The organism is Stenotrophomonas terrae (assembly GCF_001431465.1).
Taxonomy (GTDB): domain Bacteria; phylum Pseudomonadota; class Gammaproteobacteria; order Xanthomonadales; family Xanthomonadaceae; genus Stenotrophomonas; species Stenotrophomonas terrae.
On the sequence record NZ_LDJJ01000013.1, the window covers coordinates 1 to 25703 of the forward strand.

General features: G+C 62.4%; 21 protein-coding genes. 9 read left to right on the plus strand and 12 right to left on the minus strand.

The window, feature by feature from the left end; genetic code table 11:
• Positions 1–17 precede the first annotated feature (17 nt).
• From ABB27_RS04625 to ABB27_RS20095, 3 genes are read left to right on the plus strand one after another with little or no spacing between them, the layout of a single operon-like run.
• Positions 18–677 carry a dienelactone hydrolase family protein gene (locus ABB27_RS04625; protein ID WP_057627062.1) on the plus strand — a complete coding sequence of 220 codons (660 nt, stop codon included), beginning with the start codon at positions 18–20 and terminating at the stop codon, positions 675–677.
• The gene (locus ABB27_RS04630) at positions 674–1096 is read left to right on the plus strand and encodes an HIT family protein (protein WP_057627063.1); all 423 of its coding nucleotides are present in this window, start codon (positions 674–676) and stop codon (positions 1094–1096) included. The genes ABB27_RS04625 and ABB27_RS04630 overlap by 4 nt, the downstream gene beginning before the upstream one ends.
• A 31-nt stretch (positions 1097–1127) precedes the next feature.
• Positions 1128–1295 (plus strand): LiaI-LiaF-like domain-containing protein, encoded by a 168-nt coding sequence (locus tag ABB27_RS20095; protein ID WP_170183049.1) that lies wholly within the window; start codon positions 1128–1130, stop codon positions 1293–1295.
• 72 nt (positions 1296–1367) lie between these two features.
• Here ABB27_RS20095 and dcd read toward each other — a convergent pair whose 3' ends face one another.
• The gene (gene dcd, locus ABB27_RS04635; RefSeq protein WP_057627064.1) at positions 1368–1940 is read right to left on the minus strand and encodes a dCTP deaminase; all 573 of its coding nucleotides are present in this window, start codon (positions 1938–1940) and stop codon (positions 1368–1370) included.
• A 162-nt stretch (positions 1941–2102) separates the two neighbouring features.
• Entirely contained in the window at positions 2103–2945 is an 843-nt protein-coding gene (gene apbC / locus ABB27_RS04640) for an iron-sulfur cluster carrier protein ApbC (RefSeq protein WP_244479143.1), read from the minus strand.
• A 536-nt stretch (positions 2946–3481) separates the two neighbouring features.
• Between apbC and ABB27_RS04645 the strand changes: the two genes are divergently transcribed.
• Positions 3482–6205 (plus strand): TonB-dependent receptor domain-containing protein, encoded by a 2724-nt coding sequence (locus ABB27_RS04645; RefSeq protein WP_211263668.1) that lies wholly within the window; start codon positions 3482–3484, stop codon positions 6203–6205.
• 145 nt (positions 6206–6350) lie between these two features.
• Here ABB27_RS04645 and ABB27_RS04650 read toward each other — a convergent pair whose 3' ends face one another.
• Both ABB27_RS04650 and ABB27_RS04655 read right to left on the minus strand, forming a co-directional pair.
• Positions 6351–7922: a tetratricopeptide repeat-containing sulfotransferase family protein gene (locus ABB27_RS04650; RefSeq protein ID WP_057627136.1), complete on the minus strand. Its 1572-nt coding sequence runs from the start codon at positions 7920–7922 to the stop codon at positions 6351–6353.
• Positions 7923–7987: 65 nt separating this feature from the next.
• Positions 7988–9589 carry a phytoene desaturase family protein gene (locus ABB27_RS04655; RefSeq protein WP_057627066.1) on the minus strand — a complete coding sequence of 534 codons (1602 nt, stop codon included), beginning with the start codon at positions 9587–9589 and terminating at the stop codon, positions 7988–7990.
• A 169-nt stretch (positions 9590–9758) separates the two neighbouring features.
• Here ABB27_RS04655 and ABB27_RS04660 point away from each other — a divergent pair, with 169 nt between their 5' ends.
• Together ABB27_RS04660 and ABB27_RS04665 are read left to right on the plus strand one after the other, a co-directional pair.
• The gene (locus ABB27_RS04660; RefSeq protein WP_211263669.1) at positions 9759–11861 is read left to right on the plus strand and encodes a M13 family metallopeptidase; all 2103 of its coding nucleotides are present in this window, start codon (positions 9759–9761) and stop codon (positions 11859–11861) included.
• A 289-nt stretch (positions 11862–12150) separates the two neighbouring features.
• The gene (locus ABB27_RS04665; RefSeq protein WP_057627068.1) at positions 12151–14160 is read left to right on the plus strand and encodes a M13 family metallopeptidase; all 2010 of its coding nucleotides are present in this window, start codon (positions 12151–12153) and stop codon (positions 14158–14160) included.
• 176 nt (positions 14161–14336) lie between these two features.
• Here the strand turns inward: ABB27_RS04665 and ABB27_RS04670 are convergent, their stop codons facing one another.
• The 7 genes from ABB27_RS04670 to ABB27_RS04700 all read right to left on the minus strand — a co-directional run bounded on the left by ABB27_RS04670 (position 14337) and on the right by ABB27_RS04700 (position 21277).
• The gene (locus ABB27_RS04670) at positions 14337–14981 is read right to left on the minus strand and encodes a rhomboid family intramembrane serine protease (RefSeq protein ID WP_057627069.1); all 645 of its coding nucleotides are present in this window, start codon (positions 14979–14981) and stop codon (positions 14337–14339) included.
• Positions 14982–15022: 41 nt separating this feature from the next.
• Positions 15023–15370 (minus strand): MGMT family protein, encoded by a 348-nt coding sequence (locus ABB27_RS04675; protein ID WP_057627070.1) that lies wholly within the window; start codon positions 15368–15370, stop codon positions 15023–15025.
• On the minus strand, positions 15364–16317 hold the full coding sequence (locus ABB27_RS04680; RefSeq protein WP_057627071.1) for a DMT family transporter: 954 nt from the start codon (positions 16315–16317) through the stop codon (positions 15364–15366). Before ABB27_RS04680 ends, ABB27_RS04675 begins: the two co-directional genes overlap by 7 nt.
• A 256-nt stretch (positions 16318–16573) precedes the next feature.
• Complete coding sequence (gorA, locus tag ABB27_RS04685) at positions 16574–17926, minus strand: glutathione-disulfide reductase (protein WP_057627072.1); 1353 nt, start codon at positions 17924–17926, stop codon at positions 16574–16576.
• Positions 17923–19173, minus strand: coding sequence for an NAD(P)/FAD-dependent oxidoreductase (locus ABB27_RS04690; protein WP_057627073.1), 1251 nt, complete (start codon positions 19171–19173; stop codon positions 17923–17925). The genes gorA and ABB27_RS04690 overlap by 4 nt, the downstream gene beginning before the upstream one ends.
• A gap of 26 nt (positions 19174–19199) precedes the next feature.
• On the minus strand, positions 19200–20396 hold the full coding sequence (locus tag ABB27_RS04695) for a DUF418 domain-containing protein (RefSeq protein WP_244479138.1): 1197 nt from the start codon (positions 20394–20396) through the stop codon (positions 19200–19202).
• A 401-nt stretch (positions 20397–20797) separates the two neighbouring features.
• Positions 20798–21277: an FKBP-type peptidyl-prolyl cis-trans isomerase gene (locus ABB27_RS04700; RefSeq protein ID WP_057627075.1), complete on the minus strand. Its 480-nt coding sequence runs from the start codon at positions 21275–21277 to the stop codon at positions 20798–20800.
• A gap of 110 nt (positions 21278–21387) precedes the next feature.
• Between ABB27_RS04700 and ABB27_RS04705 the strand changes: the two genes are divergently transcribed.
• The 3 genes from ABB27_RS04705 (at position 21388) to ABB27_RS04715 (ending at position 24307) form a co-directional block, all read left to right on the plus strand.
• Positions 21388–21921 carry a C40 family peptidase gene (locus ABB27_RS04705; protein WP_057627076.1) on the plus strand — a complete coding sequence of 178 codons (534 nt, stop codon included), beginning with the start codon at positions 21388–21390 and terminating at the stop codon, positions 21919–21921.
• A 106-nt stretch (positions 21922–22027) separates the two neighbouring features.
• Positions 22028–22771: a C40 family peptidase gene (locus ABB27_RS04710; RefSeq protein WP_057627077.1), complete on the plus strand. Its 744-nt coding sequence runs from the start codon at positions 22028–22030 to the stop codon at positions 22769–22771.
• Positions 22772–22975: 204 nt separating this feature from the next.
• Positions 22976–24307, plus strand: a complete 1332-nt coding sequence (locus ABB27_RS04715; protein WP_057627078.1) for a sigma-54 interaction domain-containing protein — start codon at positions 22976–22978, stop codon at positions 24305–24307.
• A 46-nt stretch (positions 24308–24353) separates the two neighbouring features.
• Here the strand turns inward: ABB27_RS04715 and ABB27_RS04720 are convergent, their stop codons facing one another.
• The gene (locus ABB27_RS04720; protein WP_057627079.1) at positions 24354–25685 is read right to left on the minus strand and encodes a transporter family protein; all 1332 of its coding nucleotides are present in this window, start codon (positions 25683–25685) and stop codon (positions 24354–24356) included.
• Positions 25686–25703 lie beyond the last annotated feature (18 nt).

Here is a 25703-nt window from a genome sequence, read left to right on the forward strand (position 1 = left end):
ATCCGGAGCCCCCCGCCATGCCCACCTGGATCACCCTCACCACCCCACTCGGCCCCGTCCGCGCCTGGCAGGCCCTGCCGGCTGGCATCCCTCGCGCCGGCCTGGTTGTGATACAGGAAATCTTCGGCGCCAATGCGCATATCCGCCAGGTCGCCGAACAGTACGCCGCCGAGGGCTATGCGGTGCTGGCGCCTTCATTCTTCGACCTGATCGAGCCGGACCTGCGGCTGGACTACGACACCGCAGGTGCTGCCCGCGGCAAAGCGCTGGTGAACGAACTGGGCGTGGACCGCGCGGTGACCGTCGTCGAAGCCGCCGCCGGCGTCCTGGCGCAATACGGCAAGGTCGGTACGGTCGGCTACTGCTGGGGCGGCACCATTGCCATGCTGGCCGCGCAGCGCCTGGGCCTGCCCTCGGCCAGCTACTACGGCGCACGCAATGTGCAGTTCCTGGATACGCCGTTCAAGGCACCGGCAATCTTCCATTTCGGTGACCAGGACGCCTCGATCCCGGCCACCGCCGTTGCAGCGCACCGTGAAAAGCAACCCGACTTGCCTGTATATGTGTATCCAGCCGATCACGCCTTCAACCGCGAGGTCGGCATGCACTACCACGCACCCAGCGCCGACCTGGCGCGCGAACGCACCTTGGCCTTCTTCAGCGAGAACCTGCGATGACCGAAGCTGTGACGTCCGATTTCGTACTTGATACCCGCCTTGCCGCCGACAGTGTATTGATCGCCGACGGCCCCCTGTCGCAGATCCGCCTGATGAATGACGACCGCTTTCCCTGGGTCGTACTGGTGCCGCGCGTGCCTGACGCCAGCGAATGGATCGACCTGGACGGTGCCCAGCAACGGCTGCTGCTGGCCGAGATCAACCAGATCTCGCAGCACCTGAAGCACAAGCCCAATGTCAGCAAGATCAATATCGGCGCCCTGGGCAACATCGTGCGCCAGCTGCATGTGCATCTGATTGGCCGCAACGAAAACGATGCCGCCTGGCCCGGCCCGGTCTGGGGCAGCGGCAAGGCACAGCGCTTCGACCCGGAGGTGCTGGCCGAACGTGTCGAAATCTGGCGCCAGCGGCTACGATAAGCACCTTCCCCCTTACGGACTCCGCAAGCCGATGCGCTCCAATCTGATCGCCGCCCTGATCCTGATCATCGTTGGCCTGTTCTTCCTGGCCAAGAACCTTGGCTGGATCAACGGCAACATCGGCACCATGCTCGCCACCTGGTGGCCGGCCATCCTGGTCGCCGTCGGTATCGGCATGTTGTTCGGGCGCGGCAAATAAACCGGCCCGACGGATCCTGGTCAATGAAAAAGGCGCCTGACGGCGCCTTTTTCATTTCAACCCGGGCCGCACTCAGGTGCGCGGCAAGGTAACGCCGGTCTGGCCCTGGTACTTGCCACCGCGATCCTTGTAGGAGGTTTCGCAGACATCGTCCTTGTCGGCCTGGAAGAACAGCATCTGTGCCACGCCTTCGTTGGCGTAGATGCGGGCCGGCAGCGGCGTGGTGTTGGAGAATTCCAGCGTCACATGGCCTTCCCACTCCGGCTCCAGCGGGGTGACATTGACGATGATGCCGCAGCGCGCGTAGGTGCTCTTGCCCAGGCACACCACCAGGGTGTCACGCGGGATGCGGAAGAACTCCACCGTGCGCGCCAGCGCAAACGAGTTGGGCGGGATGATGCACTCATCGGCCTCGATATCGACAAAGCTCTTCGGGTCGAAGTGCTTGGGGTCGACAATGGTCGAGTTGATGTTGGTGAACACCTTGAATTCACGCGAGCAACGCACGTCGTAGCCATAGCTGGAAGTGCCGTAACTGACGATACGCTGGCCGTCCACCTGCTTGACCTGGCCGGCTTCGTAGGGCGAGATCATGCCCTGCTGTTCGGACATTTGGCGGATCCAACGGTCGCTCTTGATGCTCATTCAATGGTCCTGTTCACGTTGTGCCGCAGCATGCCTGCGGCCGGGGGTGGTCGATTCTAGCCTAGAGCCAGTGCCGGGCCGTAGCCAATCATCGCCACCCACACCTTTATGTAAGAAGGGCCCGCAGCCGCGGGCCCCATCCCGGCGCCTTCCGGGGCAGACTCAGGTCAGCGAGGACAGGATCGGAATGCTGGCACGTGGGCGCTTGGCCAATTCCTCGGTCATCCGTTGCGCCGCTGCCAGATAGGCTTTGGCCGCTGCCGACTCCGGCTGGGCAACGACGATGGGTGCGCCAACATCGCCCTGCTCACGGATGGCGATATCCAAGGGCAGCGAACCCAGTAAAGGCACCCCGTACTGCTCGGCCATCCGCTGACCGCCGCCTTCGCCGAACAGATGCTCGACATGGCCGCAGTTGCTGCAGGTATGCACCGCCATGTTCTCGATGATACCCAACACCGGTACCTCAACCTTCTCGAACATATTCAAGGCCTTGCGTGCATCCAGCGTGGCAATGTCCTGCGGCGTGGTGACGATCACCGCACCGGCGACCGGGATCTTCTGCGACAGCGTCAGCTGGATGTCGCCGGTACCCGGCGGCAGATCGATCAGCAGGAAATCCAGGTCATCCCACAGCGTGTCGTTGAACAGCTGGGTCAACGCCGAGGTCGCCATCGGCCCACGCCAGATCATCGGTGAGTCCGGCTCGATCAGGAAACCGATCGACATCGCCTCGACCCCGAACGCCCGCAGCGGCTCGATGGACTTGTTGTCCGGGCTCTCAGGCCGCCCACTCAAGCCAAGCATGGCTGGCACGCTGGGGCCGTAGATATCGGCATCCAACACACCTACCCGGGCGCCCAAGGCCTTCAGCGCCAGGGCCAGATTCACAGCCGTGGTGGACTTGCCCACCCCGCCCTTGCCCGAGCCCACCGCAATGACGTTGCGGATACGTGAATGGGGGGATAGCCCCTTCTGCACTTTGTGGGCACCGCCCAATGTGATCGAACCGCCCACCATGACTCCGCACTCTCAGACTAGTGTTGAACTATAGCGTCAAGCAAGAAGTCCGCCCATTCCTGAGTTTCCCCAACGCAGGCGAGACCCATGAAAGAGCGTCCAAGTGACATGTGATCAACATCTCTTGCACTCGCCAAGATCACATAAAAGCTGAACGCTACCACCACCCTTTCCCCGCCAGCACCCCTTCTGCGGCTCAAAAACAGATCCGGCGAAAAGTAACAGCTGCTCACCCCAGCAATACACCAAGCCCTATACGGCAGCCTTAGCAGAACTTCGCTGCTGTTATTTGTCAGTTTTTGGTGCTTTTTTGTAATTTACTCGTTAAAGTCGGGTTACGTTCAGATTGAGATGATGCCGATTGACACGCGCCGCGACGCAGCAAACGGACTGAACTGACGCTGAGCAACCAATTCTTGCCACGCAGGGGAATACCAGTGCAAACCCGTAAATCTACTGTTTTCAAGCGCAGCACCTTGACCAGTGCGGTCCTGACCGCAATTTTGATTCCGGCCGCCGCAATGGCCCAGGATGATGCAGGTAGTGCCAAGACCTTGGACAAGGTCACGGTCACCGGCTCGCTCATCCCGCAGACCCAGATTGAGACCGCAACCCCCGTTACGGTCATCAGCGCTGACGACATCCGGGCCCGTGGCTTCAGCTCGGTCACCGAGGTGCTGCAGAAAAGCTCAATGGCGACCGGCGCCGTACAGGGTGCGCAGACTTCAGCATCCTTCACCCAGGGCGCAGAAACGATCAGCTTGTTTGGCCTGCCCCCGGGTTACGTCAAATATCTGATTGACGGCCGGCCGATGTCCAGCTACCCGGCTCTTTACAACGGTAGCGATACCTTCAACAACATCAGCGGGATCCCGGTTGATCTCGTTGAACGCATTGAAATTCTCCCGGGTGGCCAGTCCTCGCTATACGGCTCTGATGCAATCGCCGGCGTGATCAACGTCATCCTCAAAAAAAGCATGGATGGTGCGGCATTCAGCTTCCGGGGTGGCGGCTACTCCGAAGGCGGCGGTGGCTCTGTCCGCGCTAGCTTCGCCGATGGCTGGACCTCTGCTGATGGCCGCGTCAACGTGCTCGGCGGCATCCAGTATGAAGAGCGCGACCCTATCTGGGGCTACCAGCGCGACCTGACCAAACAGTTCAATCCGAACGGCTATTCGCCGGCACTCGCTAGCCGCGATTTCCTGATCTTTAGCCCGTTTACCAGCTACAAGTTCCTGGATCCAGCGAACTGCGATAACGTCAAGGGATTGTTTGGCGGGACGATGGACCTCCAGAACCGCCCAGGCTTTGGTGACGGAAAGTACTGCGGCTCGTTCGACACGGCCGGCTACCGGACCATCATGAACGAGAAGAAGTCCACGCAGGTCTATGTGCATGGCACCTTCGACGTCAACGACAACGTACAGCTTTATGGTGACGCGCTGTACAGCCATGAGCAGGTCAAGTACCACGCAGGGTCCGGCTATATGTGGTGGGGCACCAACCGGAGCTTCGGCGGCTATTTCTATGACCCGAACCTGGATGACCTGCTCAACCTGCAGCGCGCCTTCGCCCCTGAAGAAATGGGCGGCAAGAACGGCTTCAACAACACCATGTCACGCGATACCAGTAAATCCTTGCGTGTGACATTCGGTGCCAAGGGTATCTTTGGGGCATCCAACTGGGATTACGACATCGGCGGCACGTACACCGAGTACAAGCTGAGCGAAAACAGCTATGTCCGGTTCGCAGATGCAGCTGAAAAGTTCTTTGTTGATCGCGTGCTCGGTCCGCAGCAGGGACTTGATCCCTATTATGGAAACTATGGTGTCTTTACGCCGGACTACGCGGCCTTCTACACCCCGATCACCCCTGAAGAATTCGCAAGCTTCACCGGCCGAGCAGTTACCCACAGCAAGACTTCTGACAGCATGATCCGGGCACAGGTCACCAACGGCACGTTGTTTACGCTGCCTGGCGGTGATGCCGGCTTGGCCGTGGTCGCAGAGTTCGGCAAGCAGAAGTGGGACTATGCGCCAGACGCCGGCTATCTCGATGGTTCCATCTGGGGTCAGACCTCCGTCGCAGGTGGCGGCAAGCGCGATCGCTACGCTGTCACCTCGGAACTGCGTCTTCCCGTACTGGAACCGCTGACGCTGTCACTGTCTGGCCGCTATGACGCATTCAAGGCCAGCGGCCGCAACATCGACAAGCCGACCTATGCCGTAGCGCTGGAATATCGCCCCATCGATTCGTTGCTGATCCGCGGCAAATACGGCACCGCCTTCCGCGCACCAACGCTTTCTGACTTGTATCAGGGCGAAAGCGGCTTCTACAGCACGGTAGTCGACTACTACAATTGCTCGAAGCTTGGTTTCAGCCCGGACGATACGCAAGGCTGCCCGGCCCTGTACTCCAGCCGCCAGTACTTCGGTACGCAGGCTGGCAGCATTGACCTGAAGCCGATCAACGCCGACGTCTGGAGTGCAGGTGTTGTCTGGTCACCGATTGATCGCATGGCGTTGACTGTTGACTACTTCAACTGGGATATCAGTGACGAAGTCACCCAGCAGAGCGCCCGGGGCCTTTCGCTCCAGGACTACCGCTGCCGTACAGGGGTTGATGATATAAATTCGCCGTTGTGCGTGGCGACGATGGAACAGGTCACCCGCAACGCGGTGGGCATGATCACTGAGATCTATACGCCAAAGATCAACGTGTCCAACCAGCAGTTGGAGGCCCTCAACGCCTCTTTCAACTACGGTTATGATTTTGGCAACTGGGGTGACTTGAGCGTCCGCGCCAGCTACACCGAAAAACTGCGTCATAAGTACCAGCAGTATGCTGAAGATGGCTATGTCGATCTGCTGAACGATCCATATTGGAGCTCGGATCCGAAGCGCAAGGCTGATGCGTCGCTGACCTGGCTGAAGGGCAACTTCTCGGCCACCTGGTACACCAACTGGTTCGGCTCAACCCCGAACTACGCGGCAACCTTCACAGACAAGGGTTATGCAGGAAATCGTGCAGCGAAGTTCGGTTCGTACAGCCGTCACAACGCAAGCATTTCTTATCGCATCCTGGATGGTCTGGACGTGTCGCTGATGGTGAACAACGTGTTCAACAAGATGCCACCGTACGACTTCTCCTACCCGGGCACCGAAACCGATCCGTACAACTCATCCAACTTTGACGTCTATGGCCGCGCCTATTACGTCGAGATGCGTTACGCGTTCGGCAAGTAACAAGTAACGCAACCTGAAACAAAAAAGCCCCGTCTCCGACGGGGCTTTTCTTTTACTGCAACTGAAAGATCGCGCTCGAATTTTCTTCAGACCCGTCCATCATCCGCCGCAATGCGACTGCCAGATCAAGCCTCTTGCGCAATATTCACGGATAGCTTGCCTTTGCGCCCAGCAATGCCCTGAGTGGCTCAACGTCCAGCCCGTACCGCCGCCAACGACCAAGGTAATCGCGGCTAAGCTTGGAACGCACCTGCACCGCGCTAGCGGTAGCTACCGGGGCCGAGTTCTGCTCGAAATTCAGACAAGCCTCTTCCCACGCAAGACCACAGAATTCGATGATTCTTCTGGACTCACGCTCCTGATTTTCAACCAAGTCCTCATAGCGAACCTCCAACAAGCGATCACCCAATCGGCCACCCCAATATGCCATCAACTCATCGAACATCAGGTAGTAACGACCTGTATCCAGCAGATCGAAAGAGTAGTCATACATTGCTGAGCTCAATGCAAAAAGCTGCCTGAAATTGCTCAAACAGGTATCCATCGGGTCCCGTCGAAGATAGATGATCTTCGCCTTCGGCAAGGCCTTGGCTATATGCCCAACGTAGAGGAAGTTATGTGGAAGTTTGTCCACGAAACGAGGAAATCCGGAAGTTCCAGGACGGGTTGATTCCACATAACTGCGCCCTAGCGCCGCCCAATCCATATCGACCAAGGCCGATAATGTCCCTGCATCAGCCACTGAATTGGTACTACTACCAGAGAGGCGCTTGACCGCAATCGGGAAGTTCTCCAATTCTCCTGCCGAATGTACAGAAGAATGACTGGATATGATCCGGTCCACCAATGTCGTTCCACTACGCGGCATGCCAACCACAAAAATTGGCTCCTCATGATCCGAGCCGCCCGAAAAGTCCTCTACCGCATCAAACCCTTGCCGCAGCGCATTAAAAATCTCCTCATCCTTAGCCGAGCTGTAACCGCGCGCCTGTTTCTGAGGAGACTTTGCGCGCACATAGCTTTTGAATGCAGCAACATGATCTCCGACGTCTTCCTGCTCCTTTGCAAGCGCCAGGTTCACATGAAGCAATCCATCCAGACTTTTCTCTGCGTGCTCCAACCGAGATGTAAGAAAATCAATATTATTGTTCTCAACACTCCACGTCCTGAGCTGCGCCAAAGATGTGTAGGCCCGCCAATAATCAGGCGCCAACTCCAAGCATCGCTGATACTTTTCCTCCGCCTCATCCAATCGGCCGAAGAAGAGCAAAGAAGTTCCCAAATTATATTGAAACACCGCGTTTCCCGGCTGTTTCGCTGTTGCCATCTCGAAAGCCGCAAGAGCTTTGGAATGCTCGTTCAACCTTGAATACACCACGCCCAAGGTATCTGCGGTGACCGCATCCTCCACCCCTTTCTCTGTGGCGATATCCGCATATTTATGGGCCTCAACGAATGCCCGCAGTGACACCAACAACCTGGCCAGCTGGGCCATGTAGTCAGCGCGGTGCGGGCTCAACTGAGTAGAGCGTCGCAAATGCACAAGAGCAGCCTGCATATGGCCGATTTCCAAAGCGGAGATGCCCGCAACAAAGTTCACACCCCCATGATTCGGCGCTGACTCCAACAACTTTTGTGACATTGCCCAGGCTGACTGCCACTGCCTACGATTCAGAGCATCGATGGCTCTTTCATAAAGTGCTACCTGCTGATTCATCAGTTGATCCGGCACCAAGATATGCCGATTATCACATTTGATACGGTGGCGAACGAGGTGTCTGTTCACTCAAATGCCAACAACACCTTCGCCGCATTGTGCCCCGGCGCCCCGGTCACCCCACCGCCCGGATGCGTGCCCGAGCCGCATAGATAGAGTCCGGGCAGCGCCCCCTTGTAGCCGGCCTGTCCCAGCATCGGCCGAGCGCTGAACAGCTGATTCAAGCTCAACGCGCCGTGGAAGATATCGCCGCCGATCAGGCCGAAGGTACGCTCAAGATCCAACGGACTCATGATCTGCCGGCCCAGTACCGACGCTGCAAACCCCGGCGCATGCTTGTCGACAGTGGCGATCATCAGGTCCGCCACTTCTTCGCGATGATCGTCCCAGTTGCGTCCGTCCGGCAGCTGCGGGGCGACGTGCTGGCAGAACAGACTGGCGACGTGTTGTCCCGGCGGTGCCAAGGAATCGTCCAACGTGCTGGGTATCAGCATCTCTACCACCGGTTCGCGTGACCAACCATGTTGGCGTGCATCCAGATACGCGCGATCCATGTAGTCCAAGCTGGGCGCGATGATGATGCCAGCGGTCAGATGGTCGCCCTGCCCTGGCAGCACCGTAAAATCCGGCAGCCGCGACAACGCCACATTCATGCGGAACGTGCCGGAACCGCAACGCCAATTGGCCATGCGCTCCAGCGTGGCTGCCGGCACATCGCTGGGGTCGAACAGCCGCTCGTAAAGCAGTTTCGGATTGACGTTGGCGACGATGGCGGCGCCTCGCAGCACCTCGCCATCCGCCAGTGCGACGCCTACGGCCCGGCCCTGTTCGACCAACACCTTGCTTACTGCTGCATCAGTGCGAATTTCAACACCTGCTTCAACCGCCGCACGTGCCATCGCCTGGGTAATCGCCCCCATGCCGCCGATGGCGTGCCCCCAGGCACCTTTGACGCCATTGCTCTCACCAAACACGTGATGCAACAACACATAGGCGGTGCCAGGCGCATAGGGGCTCGCGTAGTTGCCGACGATGCCATCGAAGCCGAACAAAGCCTTGATCGGCGCGCTTTCAAACCAGCGGTCCAGGTACTCGGCTGCGGAGATGGTGAACAGGTCAATCAACTCCTGCTGAAGCGCCGCATCCAGGCGTTGCAGCTGCCGGCCCAACTGCCCCGCCTTCCACAGCTCAGGCAATGCGCGCAACCAACTCGCGCCGCTGATATTGGGCGGCGCCTGCAGCGCCTGCGCGCGCAATACGTCGGCAAATATCTCCAGCCGCTGCTCATACTCCGGCAGGCGCGCTGCATCACGCGCCGAGAAACGCGCGACCTCGGCGGCGGTGCGGCCGCCACCGGCCAACAGGTACTCGCCATTGCCCAGGGGCAGGAAGTTGTTGAGTTTGCGCGATACCACCCGCAGGCCATGCCGCTCCAGCTCAAGCTCGGCTATCACCTTGGGCTGCAGCAGCGACACCGTATAAGAGGCCACCGAATTGCGGAACCCGGGATGGAATTCCTCGGTCACCGCCGCGCCGCCCACCACCGCACGGCGCTCCAGCACCAGTACCCGCTTGCCGGCCTTGGCCAGATAGGCCGCACACACCAGCCCGTTATGGCCGCCGCCGATCAGGATCGCGTCCCACTGCTTGGTCGATGTCTTGGTCATTGCAGCTGTATAGCATCGGCCCGCCACCATCGCCCATAGGAATAAGCCGGCTGCCACCCATTACCTTCTACACCCCTTCCGCATCGGTTTCAGGCGTATCTTCCTGCTTCGGCCCCGGTTTCCGAGGCCTCACTCATGCTTCGAAACCGGCCCGGAGGCCTTTCCCGTGATCGTTCGCAAACCCCAGATTCTCCTGCTGTCGCTGGCCGTCGCCGCCGCGCTGACCGGCTGCCCCAAGCAGGAAGAGCAGTCCCCGCCAGCCGCTACTGCCGCTGCCCCGGCTGCCGCCGCCAATGAGCTGAAGCTGGACGAGTCCAAGCTGCCGGCCTACAACGCCTTCACCGTCGCCGACCTGGATGCCAGCAAGGACGCGTGTACCGATTTCAACGGCTATGTGAATGAAAAGTGGCTCAACGCCAATGAAATTCCGGCCGACCGCACCAGCTGGGGCGCCTTCACCATCCTCGACGAGCGCTCGGTTGCCGTGCAGCACCAGCTGGCCGAGCAGGCTGCAGCGATGAAGAACGCCACCGGCATCGAGAAGATCGTCGGTGACTTCTGGGCCGCCGGTATGGACGAGGCCAAGATCAATTCGCTGGGCATCACCCCGCTGAAGGCCGACCTGGCCGCCATCGACGGCCTGCAGAACACCGCCGCGCTGGCCGATTACCTGCGCAGCAGCGCCGCGAAGGGCGAGAACTTCCTGTTCGGTTTCGGCCCGGAAGCGGACTTCAAAAACTCGGCCATGAACATGGCCTACGCCAGCCAGGGCGGCCTGGGCCTGCCGGACACCACCTATTACACCGATGCCAGCAAGGCCGACAAGCTCAACGCCTACAAGGCCCACGTGGCCAAGGTGCTGGAACTGAGCGGCGTGCCCGCAGCCGATGCGGCCAAGCAGGCCGAGGACGTGATCAAGTTCGAGACCCGTCTGGCCAAGGCTTCCAAGTCCAGCGTCGAGCTGTCGCGTGACGTCTCGCTCTACTACAACCCGGTCACCGTGGCCGATGCCGACAAGCTGACCCCGAACTTCAGCTGGGCGGCGTTCTTCCAGGCGCAGGGCGTTGCCGCGCCGGAGAAGTTCTCGCTGGCCATGCCCGCATTCCACCAGGAAGTGAGCAAGATGCTGGCCGATACCGACCCGGCTGCATGGCGCGCCTACCTGCGCTTCCACACCGTGGACGGCGCCGCACCGTACCTGAGCAATGAGTTCGTGCAGGAGAACTACGCGTTCTACGGCAAGGAACTGAACGGCCAGAAGGAAATCAAGCCGCGCTGGAAGCAGGTGCTGGGCACGATTGAAAGCGATGCCGGCGATGCCTTCGGCCAGATGTACGTCAAGGTCGCCTTCTCGCCTGAGTCCAAGGCCAAGATGGAAGAGCTGGTCAAGAACCTGGCTGCCGCCCTCAAGGACCGCATCCAGAACCTGGCCTGGATGAGCGATGAAACCAAGGCCAAGGCCATCGCCAAGTGGGAAACCTTCACCCCGAAGATCGGCTACCCGGACAAGTGGCGTGACTGGTCGGGCCTGAGCACCACCCACGACGACTACCTGGGCAATGTGCGCGCCGCCAATGCCTTCAACTACAAGTGGGCGCTGGCCAAGATCGGCCAGCCGGTGGACAAGACCGAGTGGGGCATGACCCCGCAGACGGTCAACGCCTATTACAACCCGCTGCAGAACGAGATCGTGTTCCCGGCCGCCATCCTGCAGCCGCCGTTCTTCGATCCGAACGCCGACGACGCGCTGAACTATGGCGGCATCGGTGCCGTCATCGGCCACGAAATGACCCACGGTTACGACGACCAGGGCAGCCGCTTCGGCCCGACCGGCAACTTCGAAAACTGGTGGACGCCTGCCGATTCCAAGGGCTTTGCTGCCCTGACCGGCAAGCTGGTCAACCAGTTCAACGAGTACAAGGTGGGCGACCAGAAGGTCAACGGCTCGCTGACCCTGGGCGAGAACATCGCCGACCTGGGTGGCCTGGCCACCGCCTACGACGCGCTGCAGAAGGCGTCGGCCGGCAAGGAAGACGCCAAGGTTGACGGTTTCACCCGCGACCAGCGCTTCTTCTTCAACTGGGCCACCGTGTGGCGCACCAAGTACACCGCCGAGAACGCCAAGGTCCGCCTGGCGACCGACCCGCACGCCCCGGCGCAGTTCCGCGCCATCGGTGCGCCGTCGAACCTGCCGACCTTCGCCGCTGCGTTCCAGTGCAAGGCCGGCGCGCCGATGGTCCGCACCGGCGACAAGCAGGTGGTGATCTGGTAATCGCTGCCCCGCAGTGAGACCCGAACAAGGCCCGGCACTGCCGGGCCTTGTTTTTGCCCGCGTTTTTGTAGGAGCGGCGTCAGCCGCGAAGCTGACCAGCCCCAAAGCGCCGGAAATCAACGCAATCCCAACGGTGCCGACCGCTTCATCTGCAGTGGCTTCGCGGCTGACGCCGCTCCTACACGCTCCGGATTTGATGCAGTACCCAAATCGGTGGCCTGCCTCGGCACCAATCCCGCGCCAGCTTGTTAAACTCCGCCCACTTTGTCCTTCTGCGGATATGCACCACATGCCAAACGTTCGCCCACTTACCCTGGCCCTGGCCTTCTCTCTGGTGACGGTACTGTCCACCAACGATGCGCAGGCCGCCCGCAAAAAACCTGCGGCCCGGGCACCGGCAGTGAGCGCGGCCTGTACGGACTTCTACGAAACCACCAACGGCAACTGGCTCAAGGCCAACCCGGTGCCGCAGACCGGCGCCGTCAGCGCTTTGGGCACCCTGGCCGACAATGCCCGCACCCAGCAGCGCCAGCTGCTTGATCGCGCGATGACCGCGCCGCAGGGCAATGTGCAGAAACTGCTTGGCGATTTCTGGGCCAGCGGCCTGGACGAAGCCGCGGTTGAAGCCGACGGCTCCAAGCCGATCGCACCGCTGCTGACCCGCATCAACGCGATCAAGAAGGCCAAGGACATCCCGGCCTCGATCGCCGCGCTGCACCAGGTCGGTATCCCGGTGGCGTTCAACTTCGCCCCGGACGTGGACCTGAAGGCGCTGGACCGCCACATCGGCTACTTCATGCAGGGCGGCACCGGCCTGACCGATCCGGCCTTCTACACCCGCACCGATGCCGACACCGTTGCACTGATGGGCCGCTACCGCGCCTACGTGAAGCAGATCCTGGCCCTGACCGGCACCCCGGCCGCGCAGCTCGACGCCGAATCGGCGCTGGTCGTCCAGCTGGAAACCGAACTGGCGCGCAGCGCGCACTCGGTTGCCGACATCAACAACCCGTTCAACAACTACGCGCCGGTCTCCACCAAGGACCTGAACAGCCGTTACCGCAACCTGCAGCTGGACGCCTTCCTCAAGGCGCAGGGCGTGAACGACGACCTGGTGTCGCTGGCCGATCCGGCGCTGTTCCAGCAGCTCAACAGCATGGTCACCCGCCTGCCGGCCAACCAGTGGAAGGCCTACCTGCGCTGGCGCGTGGGCGACTCGATGGCGCCGTACCTGTCCAAGGCCTACCGCGACGCCGAGTTTGAGTTCCGCGGCCGCGTGCTGCGTGGCCAGACCATCGCCCCGTCGCGTCCGGAAGCCGTGCTTGACGCCATCAATGTGGCCGCCGGCCCGATGCTGGGCCACGAGTACGCCAACACCTATCTCAACCGCGACACCCGCCGCCAGGCCGGCATCATGGTCGACCAGATCCGCGAAGCGCAGATCGCCGCGGTCAAGCGCAGCACCTGGCTCAGCGCCGAGGCCAAGACCGAGGCCGAAGCCAAGCTGGCAGCGATGAAGATCGAGATCGGCACGCCGCTGCGTGACCTGGACTACACCGTGCAGCCGATGGGCCGTGGCAGCTTCGGTGGCAACATGCTGATCGCCTCCACCTGGCGCCATGCCCAGGAAATGAAGCGCATCGGCAAGGGCAATGCTGACCGTCGTTGGGACGTGCTGCCGCAGCAGCCGTCCATCGCCTACGACATCGCCCAGAACCGCCTGATCGTGACCGCCGCCGCCCTGCAAGGTCCGATTTTTGCCGGCAACGCCAGCAATGCCGAGAAGTTCGGTGCCTTCGGTGGCCTGGTCGCGCACGAAGTGAGCCGTGCCATCGACGTCAAGGGCGCCATGATCGACGCCAAGGGTGAGCTGCGCAGCTGGTGGACGCCGGCCGACAAGAGCGCCTGGACGCTGCTGGGCAACCGCGTGGCCACGCAGTACAGCGCCTACCCGTTCCCGGGCGTCAAGGACGCCAAGGTCAACGGCGAATTGACCCGCGATGAAAACATGGCCGATATCTCGGGCATGGAGATCGCCTTCGAGGCCTTCAGCACCGCCCAGGCTGACGCCAAGCCGGCCGACAAGCAGGACTTCTTCAAGGGTTGGGCTGGCCTGTGGGCACAGCAGCTGTCGCCCAACGAGGCAGTACAGCGCCTGCGTACCGATGTGCGCGCACCGGGCCGCTGGCGCAGCAACGCACCGCTGTCCAACCTGCCGGCGTTTGGCGCCAGCTTCAGCTGCAAGCCGGGCCAGCCGATGCAGCGTACCGACGCCGAGCAGATCAAGATCTGGCGTTGATGCGGCGGTATTGAAGGAAGCAAAAAGGCGCGGATTCCGCGCCTTTTTGTTTTTTGTTTGTTGTAGTGCCGAGCCATGCTCGGCTGAAGCTATACCGGGAAGGCCTCTGCCGAGCATGGCTCGGCACTACATGGGCCAAAGCTTTGCCGAGCATGGCTCGGCCCTACAGTTGCTTGCTATTTGACCCGGCGCAGGTGCGGGCCGCGCTTGTTGAACGGCGGTTGGCCGCGCCAGTAGCGGATCAGCAACCAGCCGAACAACATGCCGCCCAGATGGGCGAAATGGGCAACGCCCGGCTGCCAGCCGGTGAAGCCGAGCAGCAGTTCGATCGCACCGAACACGATCACGAAGGTGCGTGCCTTCATCGGAATCGGCGGGAACAGCAGCATCACCCGCTGGTTCGGGAACAACATGCCATAGGCCAGCAGCAGGCCGAACACGCCGCCGGAGGCGCCCAGCACCGGGTTGTACTCACCGGCCAAGGCCGCGACCAGCAGCTGGCACAGGCCGGCACCGACCACGCAGACCATGTAATAGGTCAGGAAGCGCTTTTCGCCCCAGGTCATTTCCAGCGGCGCGCCAAACATGAAGAGCGCCAGCATGTTGAAGAACAGATGGCCGAAGCCACCATGCAGGAAGCCATAGCTCAACAGCTGCCACGGCTCGAAACCGGGTGAGTCGCTGAAGACCTGCTGCGAACCCAGCGGCCACAACATCAACTGGGTGAAGATGCCCGCCGTCTGCGGCAGCTGCTGCAGCAGGAACAGCACCACGTTGGCGATCAACAGCGTCTGGGTGATTTTTGGAAGGCGCGGGAACATGGTGGCATCCGGGGGAACTGGCTACATGATAGCCGCAGCGGCTAGGTCGGGCCCCAGATCGCCTCGTCCAGGCTGCGCGGCGGTTTGGGCCGCTTCACCCGCCCGTTCTCCACCAGCACACCCTCGGCGCGCAGCCGCTGGCTTTGTTCGCGCCAACCGCGCGAGCCCTCCGGCATGGCGATACGGCCATCCGAGCGCAGCACCCGGTGCCAGGGCAAAGCGGGATCGTCATTGGCACCCAGCAGGCGTGCCACCAGGCGCGCCCGCCCCGGCAGGCCGGCCTTGGCCGCCACTTCGCCGTAGCCGAGCACCTGCCCGCGCGGGATGGCACGGATGGCCTCGATAATGCGGGCATGTCCAGCGGCGGCCGTGGCCTCCGGCGTCAACACTTCTTCGCCACGCCGCGGCCCACCAGCAGCACGCCGAGCAGCACCAGCACCGTCCCGGCGCTTTGCCAAATCCCCATGGGTTCGTCGAGCAACCATACGCTGAGCACAATCGTGGAAACCGGCCCCAGCATACTCACCTGCGCCGCCAACGAGGAGCCGATGCGCTTGACCCCGATCATGATCGCCAGCACCGGCAGCACCGTACACACCGTGCCATTGAGCAGCGACAGCCAGTAAACCGATGGCGCATACGCCCACAGCGCGTCCCAGGGCTGGAACAGCAGGTACTGACCGATGCACAGCACACAGGCGACCATGCTGGCATAGGCAGTCAGGCGCACCGCGCCGATGCGTGCCACCGCCTGTCCACTGCCGAACAGATACACCGCATAGCTGAGCGCACTGGCAAACACCAGCGCAGAACCAATCAGCGTCCGCCGGCCTTCGAGCTGGATGTCATGGCCGAAAGCCAGCAACACGCCCAGGTAACTGACCAGCAAGGCCGCAACCTGGGTGCGGGTCGGCCGCTGCTTGAGCACCACCAGCGCAATCAGCACCACCAGCGTCGGGCTGAGGTAGAGGATCAACCGTTCCAGCGTGGCGCTGATGTATTGCAGGCCGAGGAAGTCGAGATAGCTGGACAGGTAGTAGCCACTGAAACCCAGCAACAACACCCGCCAGCGGTCGCCCGCCGACAAGGGCTGAGCCCGGCGTGCGGCCCACATGCCCATGGCGATGAAGAACGGAAAGGCGATCATCATCCGCAATGCCAGCAACGCGGTGGCATCGGCACCATGCCGGTAGGCCAGTTTGACGATCACCGCCTTGCCGGAGGCGGCAATGGCGCCGGTGGCGGCCAGCAACAGGCCACTTATCAATAGCCGCCGGGAACTGGTGGGCAGGCTGGGCGCGGCCACGGCGGCGGCGCGCGGGGTTGGAACAGTCACGGTGCTACGGCATCCGGGGGAGATGGCCTTCCATTATGGGCGTTGTGGGATTTGGGCGTGGCTGCCGGGTAGGACCAAGCAGAAGCAGAAGCAGAAAAATCCGCTCCCCCATGCTTTCAGAAAAGGGAGGCAGCCGAAGCATTGTCCGCAACCGCACGATCAGCCTCCTCCCTTGCGCGCAGCGCAGGGGAGGATTGAGGAGGGGTGCTTCCGCTTCCGCTTCCGCCTCTGCTGTTGTAGCAGTTGCCAGCAAGCCTCAACGCATCAGCACAACTTCCTCGGCCGAAGTTGGATGGATCGCCACCGTTTCCTCCAGCTGCCTGCGCGTCACCCCGGCCTTCACTGCCACCGCAAACCCTTGCAGTATTTCGTCCGCACCTTCACCCAGCAGGTGGATCCCAACCACCTTTTCGTCCTCGCCTGCGCAGACCATCTTGAACAGGCTGCGCACCTCCCCCTGCCCCAAGGCCTGCAGCATCGGCCGGAACCGGCTGTAATAGGTACTTACCGAAGGAAAGCGCTTGCACGCTTCCTCTTCGCTCAAGCCGACACTGCCCAACGGCGGGTGCGCGAACACGACACTGGGGATATTGTCGTAATCAAGCCGCGCTTCCGCCCGCCCACCGAGAACCCGATCCATCAGCTTGCGCGCAGCGGCAATCGCTACCGGGGTCAGGGTGACCCGCCCGGTCACGTCGCCAACCGCATAGATGCCCGGCACCGAGGTGTTCTGGTAATCATCCACCTCGATCTGGCCTTTTTCGCCCAGCTTCACGCCGGCCTGCTCCAAGCCAAGACCGCGTGTGTTCGGGCCGCGTCCGGTGGCGAACAGGACGGTGTCGAACAACGCCTGCTCCGGGCCGTTATGCAGTTGCGCGCTGATCCGCCCTTCCTGCCGCCGCAGCGCTTCTACCTTGCAGCCAAAGTGCAATTCAACACCTTGCAGGCGCAGGTTCTCGGCCAGCTGATCGGACAGCTCCGCATCAAAGTGATCCAGCAGCCGCTGCCCACGCACCAGCAACGCAACCTCGCTGCCCAAGGCCCGCAGCACGCCAGACAATTCCACCGCGATATAGCCGCCACCAACCAGGGCAACCCGCTCCGGCCGCGACTGCAAAGCAAAAAAGTCGTTCGAGACACCGCCCAGCTCGGCGCCAGGCAGCTCCGGTTTGAGCGGATGCGCACCGGTGGCGATGACCAGATGTTCGGCGCGGAATTGGGTTCCGTCCTCGCTCTGCACGGTATGCGCATCAATCAGGTGGCCGCGGCTGCTGATGCGGACCACACCGGTTTCATCCAGGCGCTGCTGATAGCTTGCATGGATATTGGAGATGTAGTGCTGCCGTCGCTCCACCAGGGTTGACCAGGACAGCGCCGGTTCGGCCGGTACATCGAAGCCCATCTGCCTTGCCAGACCGATGCGCTCGGCCAGGTCCGCCGCCAACCACATCGCCTTCTTCGGCACGCACCCCACGTTGACGCAGGTACCACCCAAGGGGGCCGGCTCCAGCATCGCCACCTTGGCGCCGTAGGACGCTGCGCGGAACGCGGCCGCCAGGCCACCGGAGCCGCCGCCCAGCACCACCACATCGTAATTGCGCGCGCTCATTGAAAACGCTCCACGCGATACGGCGCAGGGTCGATTGCAGGTGCCTGCCCGGTTATCAAATCTGCCATCAGTTGTCCGCTCCCACTGCTCATGCTTATACCGAGCATGCCATGACCGGCCGCTAGCCATACGTGAGCATGCAGGGGCGAGCGCCCGAGGATCGGCATGTCATCCCAGGTCATCGGCCGCCAGCCATACCAGTGCTGCTGCATCCCGGTGCCCAGCGGCTGTCGCAGATACAGCTGCGCGGCCTGCTGCAAAGCACGCAGGCGGGTTGCATTCAAGCGCGTGTCCGGTCCGGAGAACTCCATCGTGCCGCCAAGCCGCATGCAATCCTTCCAGGCAATGACAAAGACCGAACGGTCCTTGAGCACCACCGGTCGGCTCGGCACCTGCGGCGGACGGCTGCCGGTGATGGAATACCCTTTGCCGGGCTGGATCGGAACGCGCAGGCCAAGTTTGGCCGCCAGCTGCGGCGACCAGGCGCCGGTTGCCAGCACCAGTTCACCGGCCTGCCCCGCACCGTGGCTGGTCTGCACCTGCACGCCCTTGGCCTGCGGCTGGATGGACTGCAGCGTGCAGTGTTCATCGATCCGTACGCCGCGCGCACGCAGCACCCGCCCCAGCTCGGTGGTATAACGATCCGGGCGCAGACTGGCGTCGCCCGGAAATCGGATCGCGCCGACCACGCCCTCGTTGAACGCGGGCTCGCTGCGCAGGTAATCCGTACCGTTGATCACTTCAGTGCCGATACCCAGCCGCTGCAGTGCATCGCACTGGGCTATATGCGCCTGGAAATTCCCCTGCTCGCGGAACACATAATCCAGCCCCTTGTCGGCAAACTCGCAGTCAAGCCGATAGCGCTGCACCCATTGCGCCAGGCGCTGCCGCGAATCGTTCAACAAGGCCGCGCGGCCCTGCGCACTGCGCTGCCAGTCCTGCGGATTGCAACGCGCGACAAAACGCAGCAACCACCGCCAAAGTGCTGGATCCATCCGCGGTGGGATGTACAACGGCGCCTGCGGTGACAGCATCCAGCGCAGTGCCCGCAGCGGCACGCCGGGCGCGGCCAGCGGCGGTGCATGACTGGGCGTGATGGTGCCGCAGTTACCGTGCGAGGTGGCGCCGCCCAGCGGGCCGGCATCGATCACCCGTACCTGCCGCCCGGCTTCGGACAACGCCAACGCGGTGGCCAGGCCGGTGGCGCCGGCGCCAATGATCACTACATCGTCGTTGCGGATTTTCACCCGCGCATTTTATGGAGGGAAGCGGATCAGCGCCGCAGTGGTGGCAATTGCAAGTAAGTAAGCGCGCGCCAAGCCCATTCCACCGGCCCGAACTGGAACCGACGCAGCCATACGTGGCTCAAGGCGACCTGCCCGGCAAACAGCAGCAACGCAAACAACAGCTGCCCTGCACGGCCCATCTGTTCAAACCAACCCAAGCCATAGGCATAAAACACCAAGGTGCAGACCAGGGACTGTCCAAGGTAATTGCTCAATGCCATGCGCCCGGCCGGTGCCAACCACTGCAGGTGGCGGCTCCAGCGTACCCCCCAGGCCAGATAGCCCAGGCACATCAGCAGGCCGGCGATGGCTGTCAGCGCATACGCCGTTGCACCGCGCATATCGAAACGACCCGGCGGGTTGTAGGACTGCAGATAGACGCTTGAACACATCACCGCCAGGCCAATCGACAGCAGCAGCCAGCGCAGCACTGCCCACAGTCGCTGATAGCGGGCGGGATCGGCGATTGCACCGCTGCGTGCGAACCAGGCGCCGATCAGGAACATGCCCAGTATCTGCGGGCCAACCACCAGTAGCGCTCCCAGCGACGCGCTCAGATCGCGCAGACGCTGCGCGATCGCCTGTACATAAGTGCCATGTCCATAGGCTTGCCGCTGCGCTTCGATCACGGCAACTGCGGCAGCCTGCTGCGTGCTGCTGGCATCGGCCGGGGCGAACTGCATCAAGGCCCCCAGCAGCAGCATCAACACCGCCGCTCCCACATAGGCCGCTGTACCCAATACCGGCAGCCAGCTGCGCGGTGCCTCGCGGAACGCCAGCAACGCAAACGACAGCAAGGCATACGCCACCAAGATATCGCCGGACCACAGCAGCACCGCGTGCAGCACACCGATGATCAACAAGCCCAGGCTGCGGCGCAGATAGAAGCGGGTGAAGTCGCGGCCGGCACTGCTGGCCCGCTGGGCCATCACCGCAAAGCCTGCGCCAAACAACAGCGAGAACAGGGTGAAGAACTTGCCCTGCACGAAGATGTAGACGAAGGCATCGGCCCAGTAGTCGCTGCCCTGCCAGTGCGGATCGATGCCGGTGAAGGACATGTCCAAGGGGCCACTGAAGGCCTCCATGTTCATCAGCAGGATGCCGAACAAGGCGAAGCCGCGCAGCACATCCAAGGTGGCGATGCGCTCATTGGCGGCCACAGGCTGGAAAGCGGAAGAGGACAACGGCGACATCCTTCAACGACAGGTGCGCGATTAGAGCATGCGAACCGATGTAGTGCCGAGCCATGCTCGGCAGGGGTTTTCCTCGCATCGCTGCCGACAACGCTGCACAGCTGTTTCCCGCCCAATAGGCGAGGCTATGACTGTTTCAACGCTACCAAGTGCCTACCCCTCCCCAGCCCTCCCCTTCGCTGCGCGAAAGGGAGGGAGCAAGGCTGTAGTGCCGAGCCATGCTCGGCAAAAGGCCCCCCTGTAGTGCCGAGCCATGCTCGGCAGAGGCGTTACCGGTAGAGCCCCTGCCGAGCATGGCTCGGCACTACAGGTAGCCGCGCCGGCGCGCGCCCTTCAACGCAGAACGGCCCGCGTTGGCGGGCCGTTCTTTGGCAATGCCTTGCGGCAAGCGCTTAGTGCTGGTGACCGCCGTCGCCGTGCACGTGACCGTGCTGCACTTCTTCTTCGCTGGCTTCACGCACTTCGATGATTTCCACGTCGAAATGCAGGTCCTTGCCAGCCATCGGGTGGTTCAGGTCGACGTCGACCACGGTCATGCCGACCTTCTCAACGGTGACCGCACGCGGGCCGAAGTTGGTCTGCAGGATCACCTGGGTGCCCGGGATCAGCGGGGTCTTGCCGAAATGCTTCTTCGGCACGCGCTGGGTCATGCCCTCGCGGCGCTCGCCGTAGGCGTCGGTCGACTTCACGTCGACGCCGAAGCTCTCGCCGGCTTCCTTGTCCATCATCGCCGCTTCCAGGCCCGGAATGATGTTGCCGTGGCCGATCAGGATGGCCAAGGGATCACGGTCCTTGGAGCTTTCGATCGGCTCCTGGCCAGCTTCGGAGACGGTGTAGTGGAAACGGACGACGCGGTCTTTTTCGATCTTCATGCGCAACTCTGATAAATGGCTGCCCGCTGGCAGACGTTGGGACGGCTTGTCGGCCGCCGGGGACGCCGCCATGATGACGGCCTTCTTAGGTGGCGCATTATCCGGGCTCCATGCACATCACGCCAGTTTTCCGCTTCCGCTCGTGGCGCCTGCCGCTCACGCTCCTGGCCGCCGCCACGCTTGCCGCCTGTGGCCACAACCCGCCCAAGCGGGCTGCCACGCCTGCGCCGGCCCGCAATTACTCGCCGGTGGCCCCTGCCGACCCCGCCGCGGCGGCCTCGGTGCTGATGCGGGCGCTGGGCCTGGTCGGCACGCCCTACCGCTATGGCGGCAACACGCCGGAGTCGGGTTTTGATTGCAGCGGGCTGGTGACCTACGTCTACCGGGACATGCTGGCCCTGAACCTGCCGCGCACGTCCCGCGAGCTTGCCGCAATCCAGGGGCCGAAGATCGCCCCTGACCGCCTGGCCGCAGGCGATCTGGTGTTTTTCGGCAATAAAGGCAACGTCTGGCACGTCGGCATCTACGTCGGCGAAGGCCGTTTTGTGCATGCCCCCAGCACCGGTGGCACCGTCCGCCTGGACCACCTTGACGGGGCCTACTGGCGCGATCATTACACCGGTGCGAAGCGGGTATTACGGTAAAACGAGACATTCCTCGCGAAAAATAACGATTTATTAACGAAAATTGTACCTATCCACACGTTTCACAGGGCATGATCGCCCATCGACTTTTTCAAGTGACTGCCGCGTGACGACTGACAACACGTCCCATCCGAGCCAGCCAAAGATTGTTACGCTCACCGCCCGCCGCCTGATCTGTGCTGCGGCACTGGCTCTGGCCAGCCTGCCCGCCTTCGCTCAGAGCGCCGAAACCGCCGCGGCTGCCAAGCCCGCCGCGGCCAAGACCGAAGCCCCCCGCAGCAAGGCCGACAGCGCTGCTACCGCCACACTCGCCGCGCTGCTGCCGCATCTTGCCGCCAGCGACACCATTCCACTGATGGACCGCTCGGCGATGTTTGCCGGCGATCTCAGCCGCCTGATTTCTGCCTACGACGCCTCCAAGGGCATCTCGGCCGCCACCGAAGCCGCGTTGGCCAATGATTCGGACGGCAAGGTGCAGTCCATCCTGCGCCGCGCCATGACCCTGCTGGGTACCCCGTACCGCTGGGGCGGCACCTCGCCGGATGCCGGTTTTGACTGCAGTGGCCTGGTTGGCTACGTGTTCCGTACCGCCCTGGGTGTCGAGCTGCCGCGCGTATCGCGCGAAATGGCCAGCCAGGCCAATGCCGAACTGATCAACGACCGCTCGGCGCTGGCCGCTGGCGATCTGGTGTTCTTCGGCCGCAAGGGCCGCGTCGACCACGTCGGCATCTATCTCGGCGAAGGTCGCTTCCTGCATGCCCCGAGCACCGGCAAGGACGTCCGCACCGACACCTTGATGACCGGTTATTGGGGTGACAAGTTCATGCAGGCACGTCGCGTGGCGCTGTAAGCGCCCTGCCGGCAACTACCTGCTGAGCCGCGGCCCTGGGGCCGCGGCTTTTTTATTGCCTGCAGCTCAGCCGCGGGCGATAACTTTTCCTGCACAAAGGTTAATGCGAACGCCCCGTTGCCAGCCCCAAATTAAGTGACGAATACGATTGCGCATGCGCGAATCAGGGGTATATCGTGGCCGCCAATGGACAGATGACCAGGCATGGCGGCGACACAAATGTCAAGTACGCGTTGTGTGATCTGGTTTGGAAATCCTGGGGCGAGAGAGAAAGTGATGCTGGCTGCCGATGGCTGGCACGTGCGGACGGTACTCCCCCAACAACCCGCCGACATTGGCATGCGCGGCGGTGACACGGTGGTTGGCCTGATCGATTTCCGCACCAGCTCGGACAGCGAGCTGGAGCGCATCGGCAAGCTGACCGCCGAGCATCAGCACATGCCGTTGTTTGCCATTACCCCGGCCAACGACGGCAGCCACGCCACACCGCAGCATCCGCTGCTGGCGGCGTGCCGCCAGCAATTTCCGCATCCACCGGATCTGAAGGAACTGCTGCGCGGCCTGCAGGGGCTGAGCAATGAAGTGCCGCGCGCGGCCAGCGACGATGTACTGGACACCTTGCTCGGCGAGAGCGAGGTGATGCTGGTGATGCGCGCGACACTGCGAAAGTACGCGCCGGTGGATCTGCCGGTGCTGATCACCGGCGAAACCGGCACCGGCAAGGAAGTTGCCGCGCATGCCCTGCACCGGCTGTCGGCACGCGGCGGCAAACCTTTCCAGGCAATCAACTGCGGCGCCATTCCTTCCACCTTGATCCAGTCAGAGCTGTTCGGCCACGAGCGTGGTGCATTCACCGGCGCCAGCAGCCGCCGCCTGGGCCTGTTCGAAACCGCGCACAACGGCAGCGTATTCCTCGATGAAATCGGCGACCTGCCGCTGGATGCGCAGACCAGTTTGTTGCGGGTGCTGCAGGAAGGCACGATCGAGCGCGTCGGCAGCAACCAGCCGATTGCGGTGGACGTACGCATCCTCGCCGCCACCCACGTGGACTTGGAGCGTGCAGTGGAAGAAGGTCGCTTCCGCCGCGATCTTTACTACCGGCTCAACGTACTACGCCTGGCGATGCCGCCGCTGCGCAAGCGCGATGGCGACATCGAACTGCTGTCACGGCAATTCCTGCGCAACTTCCGCACGCGCCACCCCACCCGCGCGCGCGGTTACACACATGAAGCCCGCCAGGCGATGGAGCGCTTTCCGTGGCCGGGCAATGTCCGCGAACTGCTCAACCGGGTACAGCGTGCCGCCATCACCGCCGAAGGCGAATTGATCAGCAGTGCCGATCTGGAACTCAACCTACCCGCCGACGGTGCCCAACTGAGCAAGGCGCGCAGTCACGCCGAACGTGAAACCCTGCTGTCCTGTCTGCAACAAAGCCAGTACAACATCAGCGCCTGCGCGCGCCTGATGAAGGTGTCGCGGGTCACCATCTACCGCATGTGCCGCAAACACCAGCTGGAACTGGAAGCGCTGCGTTGATTGCACAACGCAGCGCTGCAACCTTCCGCAACCCGGCCAGACACGCTCACAGCATGTAAGGCACCTTGAAGGCCAGGCTGAAATCCGGTGCGTCCGGGGTCAGGCCAATGCCGAGCATGCTGACGAAGGTCGCCTTGGAGGTCAGCGCATAGGTCACGCCCAGATTGAGCGTGCCGGCGTTGCCATCACTGCCGATGATCTTCATCCACTTGCCGTTCTTGTAGCGGGTGGAAGCACGTGCGCTCATGCGGTCACTGAAGGAAATACTCAGGCTGGTACGTTCGTTGAAGGCAAACGCAATGCCCGCGCCAAAGTAATACGAATCACCCAGAACCACCTCACCCGGGTTCACCGTGTCCGGGTTGGCATCGATGTCGTCGAAGCTGCGCTTGAACGAACGTACGTAGCCGATGTTGCCGAACAGGATCGCAGGGTCTGCACTCTTGACCGCCGACAGACCGATATTGGCCTGCCACAAACCATTGCCGGTGGGCTGCTTGGCCGGCACCGCGAAACGGATGAAGTCATCGTCATCGCGTTCAATCACCTTCCAGTCCAGGCCATAGGGTTCACGCCCGGTCGGCGCGGTCACCGCACCGGTCAACACCGTTTCCGGACGCCAGCCACGCTCGCCGAACAGCTTGTAGTTGGCACTGACGGTTACATCGCCGATGCCGGTGCCGTGGGTTTCCTCCTGCGCGATTGCCGCCGCCGAGCCGCCTGCACCGCCCTTCTGGTAGATGGTTTTGCGGGCGATGTAAGGCACATCCAGGTTCAAGGTCAGGCGTGGATTGAGGCCCCAACGTGCGGCGAAGTTGTAGGTAAGTGAATCGGACTCGACGTTCTCGATGGCAATGTTGCCCAGAAAAATCGCATCCAGCGCCAGGAAACCATTGAGGGTGAGTTGTTTGCGGTCGTAGCGTGCGTAGGTGACGCTGTTTTCCAGCGTCAGGCGTTGGTTGAACAAGGCCGACTGCTGTTGTTTGACGTCATCCACACTACGTCGCGCCGCTTCCTTGGCCTGCTGCGCCTCGGTCGCGCTGCTGGCATAACCTTCGGCCGGCGGCGTCGCGGCGGCAGCCGTAGCTGCGGCCGGTGCTGCGGGCGCTTGAGGCCCTGCAGCCGTTGCCGTGGGCGGCTGCCCGGCAGGCATCTGCGCAGTCTTGCCGCTTACCCGCGCCTGGATCGCCTGCACCTGCATGTCCAACTCGCGCAGGCGCCGCACCTCCTGTGCATAGCTGGCCTTCAACGCCTCCAGCTGCGAAACCAAAGCCCGTACATCCGCCTCATCGCTACTGCCGGTTGTCGCCTCCTGTGCCAACACCTTGGGTGAAGCCACAGTCAGACTCACCAGCGCCGCCATCGCCAGTCGTTTCATTGCTGCCGTCCTCTACGT